This is a genomic window from Bradyrhizobium sp. SZCCHNR1098 (assembly GCF_032489375.1).
In the GTDB taxonomy this organism is placed as follows: Bacteria; Pseudomonadota; Alphaproteobacteria; order Rhizobiales; family Xanthobacteraceae; genus Bradyrhizobium.
This window is the reverse complement of the sequence record NZ_JAUEXY010000001.1, coordinates 489,883-505,270: the sequence shown is the minus strand read 5'-3', so window position 1 is coordinate 505,270 and position 15,388 is coordinate 489,883. Positions and strand designations below refer to the sequence as shown.

Sequence of the window (15,388 nt, the reverse complement as noted above, 5' to 3'; positions counted from 1 at the left end):
GCGGCGTGGTAGTGCCGCGGCTCCATCCGAGGTCGCGGCAGCGCCGTGCCCACGGTCTGACCGCGAATGCGCTGCTCGGCGGTGTGCAAGCCGCCGCCTTCGGCGGTCCCCTTGCCCTCCTACGGTTCCCGCCGCCCCACCCGAATCACCACAATGTCCGCCGCTGTTGCGAAATTGCCTCTGGATCGGGCCGGAAAAACCGATCAAAACGGGCAGCAGCGCCGATGGTTAATCGCGTCTTAACCTCGCCCCACCTATGGTGACCACAAAGGCACACCGGTTCATGGGCGATCGGCGGCTTCCACTGGTTTGGCGCGCGTTTTACGTATGGCAATGACCGCTTCATCCCCCGCGCCCGCTGGCGCCAGCCATTCGGAGAGCGAACGCTCGCCGTTTGCGCGGCTGAACGAGCTGCTCGCCCCCTACAAGCCGGGCAAGCCGATGATCACGCTCGCCGTTGGCGAGCCGCAGCATCCGGTGCCGGACTTCGTCGGGCCTGTATTGGCCCAGCACATCGCCGAGTTCGGCCGCTACCCGGCCGCCAAGGGCATCGAGCCGTTCCGCAAGGCGGCCGCCGGCTGGCTGGCGCGGCGATTCGCGCTGCCGCGCGCGATCGATCCCGAGCACGAGGTTCTCGTCCTGAACGGCAGCCGCGAGGGCCTGTTCTTCGCCGCCCATGCCGCGCTCCGCCATGTCGGCCCGCGCCGCGGACGATCGGCGATCCTGATGCCGAACCCGTTCTATCCGGTGTATGGCGTCGGCGCCCGTACCGCCGGCTGCGACTCCATCTATCTGCCGACCACGCGCGACAACGGCTTCCTGCCCGACCTCGATGCGATCGACGAGGCGACCTTGGCGCGCACTGTCGCGTTCTATCTCGCCACGCCCGCCAATCCGCAGGGCTCGGTAGCCAGCCCGGACTACATGCGCAAGCTGGTCCGGCTCGCCGACCGCTGGGGCTTTCTGATCTTCAGCGACGAGTGCTATTCGGAGATCTACACGCGACAGGCGCCCGGCAGCATGCTCGAGCATGCCGGCCCCGACTACGCCAACGTCGTCGCGTTCCAATCGCTGTCGAAGCGCTCCAACGTGCCGGGCATGCGCATCGGCTTCGCCGCCGGCGACCGCAAATTCCTCGCCGCCTTCCACGAGCTGCGCAACGTCGCGGCGCCGCAGGTGCCGGTGCCGCTGCAGCACGTCGCGGTGGCCGCCTATGGCGACGAGGCACATGTCGAGGACAACCGGCGGCTGTACCGCGCCAAGTTCGACCTCGCCGACCAGATCATCGGCAACCGTTATGGCTACAGGCGGCCCGATGGCGGCTTCTGCGTCTGGCTCGATGTGGCGAACCGCGGCGGCGACGAGGAGGTGACGCTGCGGCTGTATCGCGACGCCGGCGTGCGGGTTGTGCCCGGCAGCTACCTGGCGCGGCCGCAAGCCGACGGCTTCAATCCAGGCGCCGGCTATATCCGGCTGGCGCTGGTGGCCGATGCCGACTCCACCGGTGAGGCGTTGCACCGGCTGGTCGAGGTCCTGGGATAATCGCGGGGCTGATGCAGATGCCGGCGATCGAACGAGTCATTCCCCTGGTCAACCACCTGCCGACGTCGCTGCGCGACGCGCTGGTGCGGCGGCTGCGCGAGCTCGCGGGCCTCGCGCTGATCGGCCTGTCCGGCATCGCCGCGGCGGCGCTGATGACCTGGTCGGTGCAGGACCCGAGCCTGAGCCACGCCACCTCGCGCGCGATCCGCAACATCGTCGGCTATCCCGGCGCGATCGGCGCCGATCTCCTGATGCAGATCTTCGGCCTCGGCGCCATCATGGTCATCCTGCCGATCGCGATCCGCGGCTGGCGCATGATGACGCACCGGCCGTTCGATCGCGAGGCGCTGCGCTTCGGCGCCTGGGTGCTCGGCGCCGTCATCGCCGCCGGACTTGCCAGTTGCTGGCCGCGCTCGCACGCTTGGCCGCTGCCGACCGGTCTCGGCGGCGTGGTCGGCGACGCCCTGCTGCGCGCACCGGCCGTGGTGTTCGGTCCGCCCGGTATGATCTATCGGCTGGTGCTCGGCGCCCTTCTTCTGGTTGCGATGATCGGCTGCCTGCTGGTAGCCGGCGGCATGGGCGCGAAGGAAGCCGATCCGAGCCTGCTCGCGGAGGAGGACGATGACACGCCGCTGGCCGACCCCGAGGACGACGACGACCGCAAGGCGATCCGGCTCGGCTGGGTGTTCCACGCCATCATGAGCGCCAAGGCGCAGGTCGTCTGGTTCCTGAGCACGGCCTACCGCGCACTGGTGTCATCAGGCCCGCAGCCGCGCGCCGCCGCCGCAAGCCGGCAGGAGCCGAGCCTGGGCCGCGGCCAGGGCAAGCCGACGCTCGCGCCCGAGATGGACGAGCACGGCGGCGACGAGGACGAGGCCGACGAAGGCGAGGACGACGAGGAGGAAGAGGAGCCCGCTCCCCGCGCCCGCAAGAAGCCCGCGGCCAAGACGCCGGCGCGCAAGTCCAACGACAAATACGACCTGCCCTCGGTCTCGATGCTGGCGGCGCCGAAATCCTCCGACCGCCAGCCGCTGTCGAAGAGCGAGCTGGAGGCCAATTCGCGCGCGCTGGAAGGCGTGCTGCAGGACTTCGGCGTGCGCGGCGAGATCGTCAAGGCGCATCCCGGTCCGGTCGTCACGCTGTACGAGCTGGAGCCGGCACCGGGCATCAAATCGTCGCGCGTCATCGGCCTCGCCGACGACATCGCCCGCTCGATGAGCGCGCTGTCTGCGCGCGTCGCCGTCGTGCCCGGCCGCAATGCCATCGGCATCGAGCTGCCGAACGCGCACCGCGAGAAGGTGTATTTGCGCGAGTTGCTCGTCGCCAAGGAGGCCACCGAGAGCGTCGCCAAGCTGCCGCTGTGCCTCGGCAAGAATATCGGCGGCGAATCCATCATCATCGATCTCGCCCGCACCCCGCACATGCTGATCGCCGGCACCACCGGCTCGGGCAAATCCGTCGCCATCAACACCATGATCCTGAGCCTGGTCTACCGGCTCCGGCCGGACCAGTGCCGGCTGATCATGGTCGACCCGAAGATGCTCGAACTGTCGGTCTATGACGGCATTCCGCATCTCCTCACGCCTGTCGTCACCGATCCGAAGAAGGCCGTCGTCGCGTTGAAATGGGCCGTGCGCGAGATGGAGGAGCGCTACAAGAAGATGGCCAAGCTCGGCGTGCGCAACATCGACGGCTACAATGCCCGTCTCGGCGAAGCGCGCGCCAAGGGCGAGGAGCTGACCCGCACCGTCCATACCGGCTTCGACAAGGAGACCGGCAAGGCGATCTACGAGGAGGAGAAGCTCGACCTCGATCCCCTGCCCTACATCGTCATCATCGTCGACGAGATGGCCGACCTGATGATGGTCGCCGGCAAGGACATCGAGGGCACGGTGCAGCGCCTCGCCCAGATGGCGCGCGCCGCCGGCCTGCACGTCATCCTGGCGACGCAGCGCCCGTCGGTCGACGTCATCACCGGCACCATCAAGGCGAACTTCCCGACCCGCATCTCCTTCCAGGTCACGTCCAAGATCGACAGCCGCACCATCCTCGGCGAGATGGGCGCCGAGCAGCTGCTCGGCCAGGGCGACATGCTCTACATGGCCGGCGGCGGCCGCATCAGCCGCGTGCACGGCCCGTTCTGCTCCGACGAGGAGGTCGAGAAGGTCGTCAAGCACCTGAAGGCACAGGGCTCGCCGGAATATCTCGAGGCGGTCACCGCCGAGGAGCCGAGCGAGGAGGATGGCGCCGTGTTCGATGCCACCGGCATGGGCGGCGGTGGCGGCGGCGACGACCTGTTCTCCCAGGCGGTCGCCGTGGTCAAGCGCGACCGCAAGGCCTCGACCAGCTACATTCAACGCCGGCTGCAGATCGGCTATAACAAGGCCGCTTCGCTGATGGAGCGGATGGAACAGGAAGGCATCGTCGGCCAGGCCAACCACGCCGGCAAGCGCGAGATCCTGGTGCCCGAGGAGGAAGGCGGATTCTGACGGCCCCGATGGCCGCAGAAACGCCGCTTCGGTGCCCGATCTTCACGCGATTACGATCACGCTGCCCGCCCGATCCGGGATAGAACGCGTAAAACTCAGGACGTCGTTTTGAAAAGCTCCTTGTTGAACAGCACGTTTTCGTATCACGCAGCTTCGCGCGGGCGCCGGATCTGCGCCTGGCTGGTCGCCTGCGCCGTGACGACATGCTCTGTCGCCGGTGCGTCCGGTCACGCCGCCGCGCAGGGCACGCCGGCTCCGAAATCAGGCCCGAAGAGCGGCTCCCAGCTCAGCGCCTCCGACCAGCAGCGCTCGGGCCAGAGCCCTTCGACCACCCAGACCGCCCCGCCCAATCCGATCATTCCCGATCCCCGGCGCAACGTGCCGGCCAGCATCTTCACCTCGTTCGACGCCAACCAGAAGGCGCAGGCGGCCAAGGTCAGCGCCTATCTGTCGTCGCTGCAGACGCTGGTCGGGAACTTCGTCCAGGTCGGCCCGGACGGCAGCAAGACCAAGGGCGATTTCTACATCCAGAAGCCGGGCAAGGTCCGCTTCGAATACGAGCCGCCGACGCCGATCGACATCATCGCCGACGGCTCCTCGCTGGTGGTGCGCGACCGCAAGCTCGCGACCCAGGACGTCTATCCGCTGTCGCAGACGCCGCTGCGCTATCTGCTGTCGGACCGCATCGACCTGCTCAAGGACACCAACGTGATCGCGGTTGCGGCCGACGACCTCTACGTCACGATCACGATCGAGGAGAAGCAGGCTCTGATCGGCACCAGCCGGCTGATGCTGATGCTCGGCGTCAAGGACGGCCAGCTCAAGCAGTGGACCGTGACCGATCCGCAGGGCTACGACACCACCATCGCCGTCTACAATCTCGATACGACCAAGAAGCTCGATCCGGCGATGTTCAAGATCGACTTCACGGCCTATCCGAGCACGCCGCCGGGCTGACGCCGCCTCTCGCGCTCGCTCAGCGCGATTCGAGCCCGCGCACCTTCCATTGCGCTTCGGACAGTGCAAGCTTCTCGAAGCGCTTGCGCGCCTCCTCGAGGTCATCGGCCGGAAGCGCGTCGCAGCCGGGCCGGCCGCGCAGGATCATCGACGTCGTCGCCCAGCTCAGCCGCGCCGCCTTGCAGGCCAGCAGCAGATCCGTGAGACGATCCTCCTCCAGCAGCGCTTCGATCGTCTCGATGGTGACGACGCAGAGCAGCGCCAGCGCTGCGATCACGGCAGGGAAATCGCCGGTGGCGCAGAAGCGGTTGACGGCGGAGTCGCCGAGCTTGCCGGTGCGGCTGAGGGCGGCAACCTCGGCCTTGACCTGCTGATAATCCCAGATCGCGCGCATTGCCGCGCCGGGCGAGCGGGTCGGCGTCGCCTGCAGGGTGGCGCGGGTCGCCGGCGGTGCGGCCTTGATGAAGCGGGCGCGGGCGCCCTCGCTCGCCGCGGCGACGAAGGCCCGCGACAGCTTGGCCGGCAGATCTGTGCGCAGCGCGAGCTTTTCGGCGAGATCCTCGTCGCGCTCGGCGATCTTGAACAGGCTGCGATAGCCATCCTCGGACAGCCGGGCGGAGAGGTTCTGTGCCAGCGCCATGCGCACCGCCGGAAAGCCGCGCGCGATCAGCTGCGTCGTGAGATTGTCGCCGATGCCGCGTCGGCTGGCGAGCGCGACGAGATGCGCCGGGCTGCCGGTGCGGATGAACTCGGCGAGGTCGCGCTCGGTCAGCACCGCCGCCTTGGCCAGCATCGGCCCGGCGACGCGCAATTCGGGGTGAACGGCGAGCAGCCGCGCGGTGGCGTAAGGCGCACGCTCGACGCCGGCGAGCGCCATGCTCAGCTCGGCCAGCAGCTCGGTCGCGACCTGCGGCATCAGCCGAGCGAACATCTGGTCGTAGAGATCGAGCTGCTCGTCCGATGCGGGCCGCGGACCGGCCAGGAACAGGCTGGTGGTCCGGCGCAGCATGTCGGTGGCGAGCTCGGACACCGTCCGCGCATCACCGGCGGGCGTCTTGGCGGTCGGAGCTGCCGCAGGCGCTGGAGGCATCGCACGTCCCTCGTTGGGCGCCTCTTGGCCGTGACGGAGGCGCGGGTCGATCATCAATTGAGGAAGAATGCGAAGGCCGGACTAAAGGGGCGTTAAGCCCGGCGGACGGAGCTGCAACCCGCGCGGCTGTCGTTAATGGATTGCGGCAGAGCGCGGCAACGACGATGTTCCTGTATCGTTCTTGCGAACAATCCCTGCTTCCGCTAGCTTGGTCGCTGGGAGGGGCATCATGGTCCAGCGCGTTTCCACCGTCGCCTTCGAGGGGATCGAGGCCCGCGCGGTCGACGTGCAGGTCCAAGTCGCGCCCGGTCTGCCGGCCTTCGCGATCGTCGGCCTGCCGGACAAGGCGGTGTCGGAAGCGCGCGAGCGGGTGCGCTCGGCGCTGATCGCCTCGGGCCTGGCGCTGCCGGCGCGGCGCATCACCGTGAACCTCGCGCCGGCAGACGTGCCCAAGGAAGGCAGCCATTACGACCTGCCGATCGCGCTGGGGCTGATGGCCGCGATCGGCGCCATTCCGCCGGATGCCCTCGGCGGCTTCACCGTGCTGGGCGAGCTCGGCCTCGACGGCTCGATCGCGCCAGTCGCCGGCGTGCTGCCCGCGGCCATCGGCGCCAATGCGCGCGAGGAAGGATTGATCTGCCCGGCCGCCTGCGGCGCCGAGGCGGCATGGGCGAGCCCCGATTTGCAGATCATCGCGGCGACGTCGCTGATCCAGATCGCCAATCATTTCAAGGGCACGCAGGTGCTGTCGCGGCCGCAACCCAGGATTCAGGAGGCGCCCGCCAGCCTGCTCGACCTGCGCGACATCAAGGGCCAGGAGAGCGGCAAGCGCGCGCTCGAGATCGCCGCCGCCGGCGGGCATCATCTGCTGATGATCGGCTCGCCCGGCGCCGGCAAGTCGATGCTGGCGGCGCGGCTGCCCTCGATCCTGCCGCCGCTGTCGCCGGCAGAGCTCTTGGAAGTCTCGATGATCGCCTCGGTCGCCGGCGAGATCGAGGGTGGGGCGCTGACGTCGCGCCGGCCGTTCCGCAGCCCGCATCATTCCGCCAGCATGGCGGCGCTAACCGGCGGCGGCCTGCGCGCCCGCCCCGGCGAGATCTCGCTGGCGCATCAGGGCGTGCTGTTCCTCGACGAGCTGCCGGAGTTCGATCCGCGCGTGCTGGATTCGCTGCGCCAGCCGCTGGAGAATGGCGAGGTCTCGATCTCGCGCGCCAACCACCGCGTCACCTACCCCGCCCGCTTCATGCTGGTGGCGGCGATGAATCCGTGCCGCTGCGGCAATGCCTTCGAGCCCGGCTACGCCTGCAAACGCGGCCGCATCGACCGCTGCACGGCGGACTACCAGATGCGCATCTCGGGCCCGCTGATGGACCGCATCGATCTGCGCATCGAGGTGCCCGCCGTCACCGCCGCGGACCTCATCCTGCCGCCGTCCAAGGAAGGCTCAAAGGAGGTCGCGGCCCGCGTCGCGGCCGCGCGCGACCTGCAGCGCGCCCGCTATGCCAAAGCCGGCCTGCCGCACATCCGGACCAACGCCGAGGCGCCGGCCGCCGTGCTCGACGAGATCGCCAGGCTCGATGCGCCCGGCCAGAAGCTGCTGCGCGAGGCCGCCGAGACGATGCGGCTGTCAGCCCGCGGCTATCACCGCGTGCTGCGCGTGGCGCGGACGCTCGCCGATCTCGACCATGCCGAGACCATCGGCCGGCTGCATCTGGCCGAGGCGCTGTCGTATCGCGCGCTGGCGGAGGACAATCGCCATGCGGCGTAAAGGCGCCCCTCCCCCTCAACACTCTGGTAACGACTTCTCTTTACGCTCCGACAACCATAGGGCCCGCGTTCCGTCATCAGGCCTTCCGCGTCGGTGCGTATCATGTTGCGTTTCAAGGTCCTCGTTTTGGCCGTGCCGCTGATCGCGGCGGCGGTCATCGCCAGACTCGAATTGGCGCCCTCCCCGCAGCCCTGCATTGCCGTCGGTGCCGACAGCGTCTCGCTCGGCTCCGCGCCCTTTCACGCCGATCTCCATGTCGACTTCACCGATGATCCCGCGCGCGCAACCACGCCTCATCACCGACCGATCCGGTTCTGTGAGCCGGGCTAACGCCCGGTTCACCATCTCTGCACGGCAGAATCGCGCGTGCACGACCTTTCAAAGTCTCAGCAATACCGACGCCGCATGGTGCGGGCCGGCCATGACATTGGGATCGAAATCGTCGGGGGTGATCGAGATGGGACCGATTTTTCACGTCAGGCTACGCCTGCGCCGGTTCATGCGCCGTCACCGCACCATCTTCGCGATCCTGCGCTCGCTGATGATCTTCTCCGCTGGCTTCGGCGGCGCGTACGGCTTCATCAAGGCCAGCATCTCCGACAACTCCGGCTATAACCCACACACGTTCGCGATCGGAGCCAGCTTCCTGTTCGCGCTCGCCTGCGTCGGCCTGGCCACGCTCAGCATGCGGCTGCGCTTCGTCGCCAGGAAGATGCACAAGATTGCGCTCCACAACGAGGTGCTGGCCGACCGGAACTGGGAGCTGCAGGAAGCCGAGCAGCGCGCCCGCAATCTGTTCGAGCAGCAGGGCGACCTCATCGTCATGCGCGCGCGCGACGGCAGCATCATCTTCGTCAACGACGCCTATTGCCGGATGGCCGGCCTCGATCGCGACAAGCTGCTCGGCAGCGCGTTCACCTTCGAGCTGATCGAGCAGGGCGACAGCGCGCTGGAGCCGAACGGCACGCGCGTCCACGACCAGCGCATCGAGAGCGCGGTCGGGCCGCGCTGGATCGCGTGGCGCGAGGCACTGGTGCGTTCCGACGCCGGCCAGCCCGCCGTGCTGCAATGTGTCGGCCGCGACGTCACCGACCGCACCGAGACCGAGCGCGCGCTGGCGGAGGCGCGCGACCAGGCCAATGCCGCGAACCGCGCCAAGTCGCGTTTCCTGGCGATGGCGAGCCACGAGATCCGCACACCGCTGAACGGCATCCTCGGCATGAGCGGCCTGTTGCTCGAGACGCAGCTGACGCCGGAGCAGACCACCTACGCCAAGGCGGTTCGCACCTCGGGTGAAGCCTTGATGTCGCTGATCGACGAGCTGCTCGACTATTCCAAGATCGAGGCCGGCAAGCTCGCACTCGAGGCGCAGCCATTCTCGCTGGCGACGCTGATCGAGGAGATCACCGAGCTGCTGGCGCCGCGGGCGCAGGCCAAGCAATTGGAGATCGCGGCCTATCTCGACGAGCGGCTGCCGACCTGGGTGACCGGCGACGCCGCGCGGCTGCGCCAGGTGCTGCTCAACCTCGCCGGCAACGCCATCAAGTTCACGGCTTCGGGCGGCGTCGCGCTGATCGCCGAGCCCGGGATCTGGCCGAACGAGATCAGCTTCCAGGTGCGCGATACCGGCATCGGCATCGCAGCCGACGCCCAGGAGCGCATCTTCCGCGAATTCGAGCAGGCCGATGACAGCGTCGCGCGCAGCTTCGGCGGCACCGGACTTGGCCTGGCGATCTCCGACCGGATCGTCAAACGCATGGGCGGCCGCATCGCGCTGCAGAGCCAGCTCGGCGCCGGCTCGACCTTCGAGGTGTCGGTGCCGCTGCCGCCGGCGCTGGAGCGCGGCGAGCAGAACAGCTTCCGCGGCCCCGACCTCGCGGGACAGTCGGTCATGCTGGTCGCGCCGGCCGGGCTGCAGGCCGAGCTGATCGAACGGCGCCTGCAGAACTGGGGCGCGCAGACGTGCCTGGTCGCCGAGGCCGAGGTGGCGGAAGCCTTGCTGCCCGAACGCGCCTGGCACGCCGTGCTGGTCGACGACGCCATCGGCAGCGACGCGTCGCTCCGTCTGGGCGGGGCCGCGCAACATCACACGACACGGCTGATCGTGCTGGTCACGCCGGCGAGCCGCCACGAGCTGACCCCAGCGGCGCCGTTCAACGGCTATCTGGTCAAGCCGCTGCGGGCCGCCTCGCTCGCCGCGCGCGTGAGCTTCGACACCGATGGAACGGTCCCGGCACTCGCTGACGATCCAATCCCGACGATCGCGCCGCCGATTGCGGTTCAGGCCGGCGGGAGCCGGTCCATCCTCGTCGCCGAGGACAACGACATCAATGCGCTGCTGATGCGCTCGCTGCTGACCAAGCTCGGCCACCACGCCGACATCGCCGTGCATGGCGAAGCCGCGCTGGACTCCTGGCTCGCGGCGCGCTCGGCCGGCGCGCCCTATGATCTGATCCTGATGGATGTGCAGATGCCTAAGCTCGACGGCATTGCCGCCGCCAAGCGCATCCGCGCCATCGAGGCCAGCGAGCCGGGCCGGCGCACGCCGATCCTGGCGCTCACGGCCAATGCCCTGGTCGAGGACCGCTACGCCTGCTTCGAGGCCGGCATGGATGGCTTCCTGGTCAAGCCGATCGATCGCGACAAGCTGGACGAGGCGCTGGCGAATCTGGCGGCGGCGCGACAGGTGGCGGCGTAAGTAATTAGTTGGAGCGGATCAGTTCAGCGCTACGCTCGCGGGCCACGCTCACAACCGCCTGAGCGCCACCGTCTCGACCTCGTGGTCCGCGCCCTTCTTCAGGATCAGCGTCGCGCGCGGCCTTGTCGGCAGGATGTTGTCCTCGAGATTGGCCAGGTTGGTGCGCTCCCAGATGGCGATCGCAGTGGCGATGGCCTCCTCGTCCGACAGCAGCGCGTAGCGGTTAAAGTAGGACCGGGGATCATGGAACGCAGTGTCGCGCAGCGACAGGAAGCGCTTGACGTACCATTTGCGCAGGATCGCCTCGTCGGCATCGATATAAACCGAGAAGTCGAAGAAGTCGGAGACGACCGGCACGGCCTTGCCGTCGCGCGGCAGCGGCCCGGTCTGCAGCACGTTGACGCCTTCGACGATGAGGATGTCCGGCTGGTCGATCTCGACCCACTGATGGGGGACGATGTCGTAGGTAAGATGCGAGTAGACCGGCGCGCGCACCTGATGCCGGCCGGCCTTGATGTCGGAGAGGAAGCCGAGCAGCCGCGGCAGGTCGTAGCTTTCCGGAAAGCCCTTCTTCTGCATCAGGCCCTGCCGCTCCAGGACCGCGTTCGGATAGAGGAAACCGTCGGTGGTGATGAGATCGACCTTCGGCCGCGGCGACCAGCGCGCCAGCAGGGCCTGCAGCACGCGCGCGGTGGTGGACTTGCCGACCGACACCGAGCCGGCAACGCCGATGATGTAGGGCATCTTGCGGTCGCGGATGCCGAGGAACTGGCGCTGCGCGTAGTACAGCCGCTGCGCCGCGTCGACATACATCGACAGCAGTCGCGACAACGGCAGATAGATGTCCTCGACCTCCTTGAGATCGAGGCGATCGTGCATCGAACGCAGCTTGGAGAACTCGCCGGGCTCCAAGGTCATCGGCGTGTCGTTGCGCAGCTCGGCCCATTGCTCGCGGGTGAAGACGCGGTACGGATTATATTGTTGTTCGGTGGTGCGCATATCCATGACGCTGCCCTTCGTTTCCCCGGCCGACGCGCCCTACTCCGTCTTGCGCGACGCCTTTTCTTCCAGCCCCGACTGACCGGTGCGCTTGCCGAGCGCCGCCTCGACCTCCTCGAGCCGGACGTCGCGCGACTTCAACAACACCAACAGATGAAACAGCAGATCGGCGCTTTCGGAGATCAGATGCTCGCGGTCGGTGCCAACAGCGGCGATGACCGTCTCGACCGCCTCCTCGCCCATCTTCTTGGCGCATTGCGCCGGGCCCTTGTCGAGCAGCTTGCGCGTATACGACGCCTCGCCGCCCGCCGCGGCGCGCGCGTCGATGATGGCAGCGAGATCGTGAAGCGTGAAACGGGACATCAGCCGGTACTCGGAACGCCTGCCCGAACCACGGCGGCCGGACCAGCGTTCATCTAACATTTTTGCGGCGCAATGTCGTCAGGGATCGAGCCGCATCGGCAGGCCCTGGCGCGCCATGTGCTCCTTGGCCTGCCGGATGGTAAATTCCCCGAAATGGAAGATCGAGGCGGCCAGAACCGCAGTCGCGCGGCCCTCGCGGATGCCGTCGACCAGATGGTCGAGATTGCCGACGCCGCCAGATGCGATCACCGGCACCGGGACGCTGTCGGCGACCGCCCGGGTCAGCGGCAGGTCAAAGCCCTGGCGCGTTCCGTCGCGGTCCATCGACGTCAGCAGGATCTCGCCGGCACCGAGCGCGACCACCTCCTGGGCGTATTCCAGCGCGTCGATGCCGGTCGATTTGCGTCCGCCATGGGTGAAGATCTCCCAGCGGCTGCCGCCGCCAGGCCGCGACACGGACTTGGCGTCGATCGCGACCACGATGCACTGCTCGCCGAACTTCTCGGCCGCCTCCTTGACGAATTCCCGCCTGCTCACCGCGGCCGAATTGATCGAGACCTTGTCGGCGCCGGACCGCAGCAAGGTCTTGATGTCGTCGATGGTGCGCACGCCGCCGCCGACCGTGACCGGCATGAAGCAGGCCTCCGCCGTGCGCCGGACGACGTCCAGCATGATGCCGCGGTTCTCGTGGGTGGCGGTGATGTCGAGGAAGCAGAGCTCGTCGGCGCCGGCGGCGTCGTAGGCGATCGCGGCCTCGACCGGATCGCCGGCGTCGCGCAGATTGACGAAGTTGACACCCTTGACGACCCGCCCGTCCTTGACGTCGAGGCAGGGAATGACACGGACTTTGAACATCCTGTTCTCTCCTACGCGCGCGCCGCGCGGATCAGCGCCAGCGCCTCTGCCGGGTCGAGCCGACCGTCATAGAGCGCGCGGCCGGCGATGGCGCCTTCGAGCTTTTTCGCACGCGGTGTCAGCATCGCCCTGACGTCCTCGATAGAGGCAAGGCCGCCGGAGGCGATCACGGGAATCGAGATGGCGTCGCCGAGCGCGATCGTGGCGTCGAGGTTGAGGCCCTTGAGCAGGCCGTCGCGCGCGATGTCGGTGAAGATGATCGCGGCGACGCCGGCGTCCTCGAAGCGTTTGGCGATGTCGAGCGCGGTGACCTCGGACGTCTCCGCCCAGCCTTCGACCGCGACCTTGCCGTCGCGGGCATCGAGGCCGACGGCGACGCGGCCGGGAAAGGCTTTGGCTGCGGTCTTCACCAGCTCGGGATCGCGCACCGCGGCGGTGCCGATGATGATGCGGGCGATGCCCTTGCCGAGCCAGGCCTCGACCGTCCTGAGATCGCGGATGCCGCCGCCGAGCTGCACCGGCATCTTGACGACCTCCAGCATCTTCTCGACGGCCTGCGCATTGACAGGCTTGCCGGCGAAGGCACCGTCGAGGTCGACGACGTGGAGATATTCAAAGCCCTGGTCGGCGAAGCTCTTGGCCTGCGCGGCGGGATCGAGGTTGAACACGGTGGCGCGCGCCATGTCGCCCTGCTCCAGGCGCACGCACTGGCCGTTCTTCAGATCGATGGCGGGAAACAGGATCATATCAGTTGTCTTTCAAGAGCGCGCCCTGCCCGCCTCTTGCGGCGAACAGGACGACAGCGCTCACGGCTTCCATTTCAGGAAGTTGGAAATGAGGGCGAGACCGAAACGCTGGCTCTTCTCGGGATGGAATTGGGTGCCGATCGCGGTGTCCTTGCCGACGATCGCCGTGATCGGACCGCCGTAATCGGCGCGCGCCAGCACGTCGTTCTCGTTGACCGCATTCAAGTGATAGGAGTGCACGAAATAGGCGTGCAAGCCCTTCGGCCCGAGCGGCAGCCGCTCCAGGACCGGATGCTCCTGCACCAGGTCGAGCGTGTTCCAGCCCATGTGCGGGATCTTCAGGCTCTCGTCACGAGGGGCGATCTTCTCGACGTCGCCGGCGATCCAGTCGAAGCCGTCGGTGGTGACATGCTCCTTGCCGCGCGTTGCCATCAATTGCATGCCGACGCAGATGCCGAAGAACGGCCGCGCCTTGTGGCGGACGGCTTCGGTCATCGCCTCCAGCATGCCGTTGACGGAGTCGAGGCCGCGGCGGCAGTCGGCGAAGGCGCCGACGCCGGGCAGCACGATGCGGTCGGCGCGATACACGGTGTCGGGATCACGCGTGACGACGACCTTCTGCGGATCCGCCATGCCGCGCGCGGCGCGCTCGAACGCCTTGGCGGCGGAATGCAGATTGCCGGAGCCGTAATCGATGATTGCAACACTCATCGTCCACCTCCGGGTTCGGGAAACAAGCCAATGATGCTGGCGTGCGGCAGCGGCGGCGGGTGCAGGCCATTGCCGTTGTCGCGCGTCGGCGGCGCCGCGCCGCGATCGACGGTATGATTGTCGTAGCCGAGCGTGCTGCGCCGGGCGGCCCAGCGCTCGAAGAAGCGGCGCTCGGCGGCATCGAGATCATCGGCGACGACGACGTCGAGCTGGCGCCAACTGCCGCGCGAGTAGCTCCAGCGCTTCAGGCTGGAGGCTTCGAGCCCGAGCAGGATCGCGAACAACAGATCGATGCCGGCAATCGCACCGCCGTTGACGCCGACGCGCACCAGGATCACGTCGAGCGCGATCATCAGCACGGCCCAGACGAGCATCGCAAGCCAGAGGCGATGCCAGGCCAGCCAGACGGCGCCGAGCACCGCGGCCCAGAAATGGAAGCCGTCGCGGATGAAGACGAAGCGATCGGTCGAACGCAGATCGACCCCGGCGGCCAGGGGAGCGTGAACCGTATAGACGGGCATGTCGATAATCCCTTGGACGGGGAGGTCAGCCGCCGAGCTGACCCTTGGTGGATGGCACTTCGCCCTGATTGCGCGGATCGATCGAAAGCGCTGTCCGCAGCGCCCGCGCCAGACCCTTGAAGCAGGATTCGGCGATATGATGGGCGTTCTCGCCGTACAGCGTCTCGACGTGCAAGGTGATGCCGGCGTTCATGGCAAACGCATTGAACCACTCGCGCACCAGCTCTGTGTCGAACTCGCCGATCTTGTCGCGCGCGAAGGTCGTGCGGAACACCAGCATCGGCCGGCCCGACACGTCGATCACGACGCGCGTCAAGGTCTCGTCCATCGGCATGTGGACCGAGGCATAGCGGGTGATGCCGGCCATGTCGCCGAGCGCCTGCCGCACCGCTTGGCCGAGCGCGATGCCGACATCCTCGGTGGTGTGGTGAAAGTCGATATGCAGGTCGCCGACCGCCTTGACGGTCATGTCGATGCGGGAATGCCGGGCAAGCAGATCCAGCATGTGATCGAAGAAGCCGATACCGGTCGCGATGTTCACGACGCCGGTGCCGTCGAGGTTCACGGACACCTCGATGTCGGTCTCTTTGGTCTTGCGCTTGATGGTCGCGCTACGCATGGGGTCAGCTTTCCCTTGAAAACGCGGCCC

The 15,388-nt window shown here is 67.8% G+C and carries 14 protein-coding genes; 6 read left to right on the top strand and 8 right to left on the bottom strand.

The window, feature by feature from the left end; genetic code table 11:
• Positions 1-327: 327 nt before the first annotated feature.
• The 3 genes from QX135_RS02290 to QX135_RS02280 all read left to right on the top strand — a co-directional run bounded on the left by QX135_RS02290 (position 328) and on the right by QX135_RS02280 (position 4,988).
• The gene (locus QX135_RS02290; protein WP_316233923.1) at positions 328-1,542 is read left to right on the top strand and encodes an aminotransferase class I/II-fold pyridoxal phosphate-dependent enzyme; all 1,215 of its coding nucleotides are present in this window, start codon (positions 328-330) and stop codon (positions 1,540-1,542) included.
• Positions 1,543-1,553: 11 nt separating this feature from the next.
• Positions 1,554-4,031: a DNA translocase FtsK gene (locus QX135_RS02285; RefSeq protein ID WP_316233922.1), complete on the top strand. Its 2,478-nt coding sequence runs from the start codon at positions 1,554-1,556 to the stop codon at positions 4,029-4,031.
• A 195-nt stretch (positions 4,032-4,226) separates the two neighbouring features.
• Positions 4,227-4,988, top strand: coding sequence for an outer membrane lipoprotein carrier protein LolA (locus tag QX135_RS02280; RefSeq protein WP_315778169.1), 762 nt, complete (start codon positions 4,227-4,229; stop codon positions 4,986-4,988).
• A 19-nt stretch (positions 4,989-5,007) separates the two neighbouring features.
• Here the strand turns inward: QX135_RS02280 and QX135_RS02275 are convergent, their stop codons facing one another.
• Positions 5,008-6,078, bottom strand: a complete 1,071-nt coding sequence (locus QX135_RS02275) for a DUF2336 domain-containing protein (protein WP_316180681.1) — start codon at positions 6,076-6,078, stop codon at positions 5,008-5,010.
• A gap of 229 nt (positions 6,079-6,307) precedes the next feature.
• On the opposite strand from QX135_RS02275, the gene QX135_RS02270 reads away from it, so the two are divergent.
• The 3 genes from QX135_RS02270 to QX135_RS02260 all read left to right on the top strand — a co-directional run bounded on the left by QX135_RS02270 (position 6,308) and on the right by QX135_RS02260 (position 10,544).
• Entirely contained in the window at positions 6,308-7,846 is a 1,539-nt protein-coding gene (locus QX135_RS02270) for a YifB family Mg chelatase-like AAA ATPase (RefSeq protein WP_316180683.1), read from the top strand.
• Positions 7,847-7,948: 102 nt separating this feature from the next.
• Positions 7,949-8,176 carry a hypothetical protein gene (locus QX135_RS02265; protein ID WP_315740435.1) on the top strand — a complete coding sequence of 76 codons (228 nt, stop codon included), beginning with the start codon at positions 7,949-7,951 and terminating at the stop codon, positions 8,174-8,176.
• A 127-nt stretch (positions 8,177-8,303) separates the two neighbouring features.
• The gene (locus QX135_RS02260; protein WP_316233921.1) at positions 8,304-10,544 is read left to right on the top strand and encodes a PAS domain-containing hybrid sensor histidine kinase/response regulator; all 2,241 of its coding nucleotides are present in this window, start codon (positions 8,304-8,306) and stop codon (positions 10,542-10,544) included.
• A gap of 48 nt (positions 10,545-10,592) precedes the next feature.
• On the opposite strand, the gene coaA is transcribed toward QX135_RS02260, so the two are convergent.
• From coaA to hisB, 7 genes are all read right to left on the bottom strand, one after another.
• The gene (coaA, locus tag QX135_RS02255) at positions 10,593-11,549 is read right to left on the bottom strand and encodes a type I pantothenate kinase (protein ID WP_315740433.1); all 957 of its coding nucleotides are present in this window, start codon (positions 11,547-11,549) and stop codon (positions 10,593-10,595) included.
• Between the two features lie 33 nt (positions 11,550-11,582).
• A complete protein-coding gene (locus QX135_RS02250) occupies positions 11,583-11,906 on the bottom strand; it encodes a phosphoribosyl-ATP diphosphatase (RefSeq protein ID WP_257167618.1) in 324 nt (107 codons plus the stop codon).
• Between the two features lie 78 nt (positions 11,907-11,984).
• Positions 11,985-12,761 carry an imidazole glycerol phosphate synthase subunit HisF gene (hisF, locus tag QX135_RS02245; RefSeq protein WP_315740432.1) on the bottom strand — a complete coding sequence of 259 codons (777 nt, stop codon included), beginning with the start codon at positions 12,759-12,761 and terminating at the stop codon, positions 11,985-11,987.
• Positions 12,762-12,772: 11 nt separating this feature from the next.
• Positions 12,773-13,507 (bottom strand): 1-(5-phosphoribosyl)-5-[(5-phosphoribosylamino)methylideneamino]imidazole-4-carboxamide isomerase, encoded by a 735-nt coding sequence (gene hisA, locus QX135_RS02240; RefSeq protein WP_316180687.1) that lies wholly within the window; start codon positions 13,505-13,507, stop codon positions 12,773-12,775.
• Positions 13,508-13,567: 60 nt separating this feature from the next.
• A complete protein-coding gene (hisH, locus tag QX135_RS02235; protein WP_315740430.1) occupies positions 13,568-14,218 on the bottom strand; it encodes an imidazole glycerol phosphate synthase subunit HisH in 651 nt (216 codons plus the stop codon).
• Positions 14,215-14,739: a DUF2628 domain-containing protein gene (locus tag QX135_RS02230; protein WP_316180689.1), complete on the bottom strand. Its 525-nt coding sequence runs from the start codon at positions 14,737-14,739 to the stop codon at positions 14,215-14,217. The genes hisH and QX135_RS02230 overlap by 4 nt, the downstream gene beginning before the upstream one ends.
• A gap of 25 nt (positions 14,740-14,764) precedes the next feature.
• Positions 14,765-15,358 (bottom strand): imidazoleglycerol-phosphate dehydratase HisB, encoded by a 594-nt coding sequence (gene hisB, locus QX135_RS02225; RefSeq protein WP_316180690.1) that lies wholly within the window; start codon positions 15,356-15,358, stop codon positions 14,765-14,767.
• Positions 15,359-15,388: the final 30 nt, after the last annotated feature.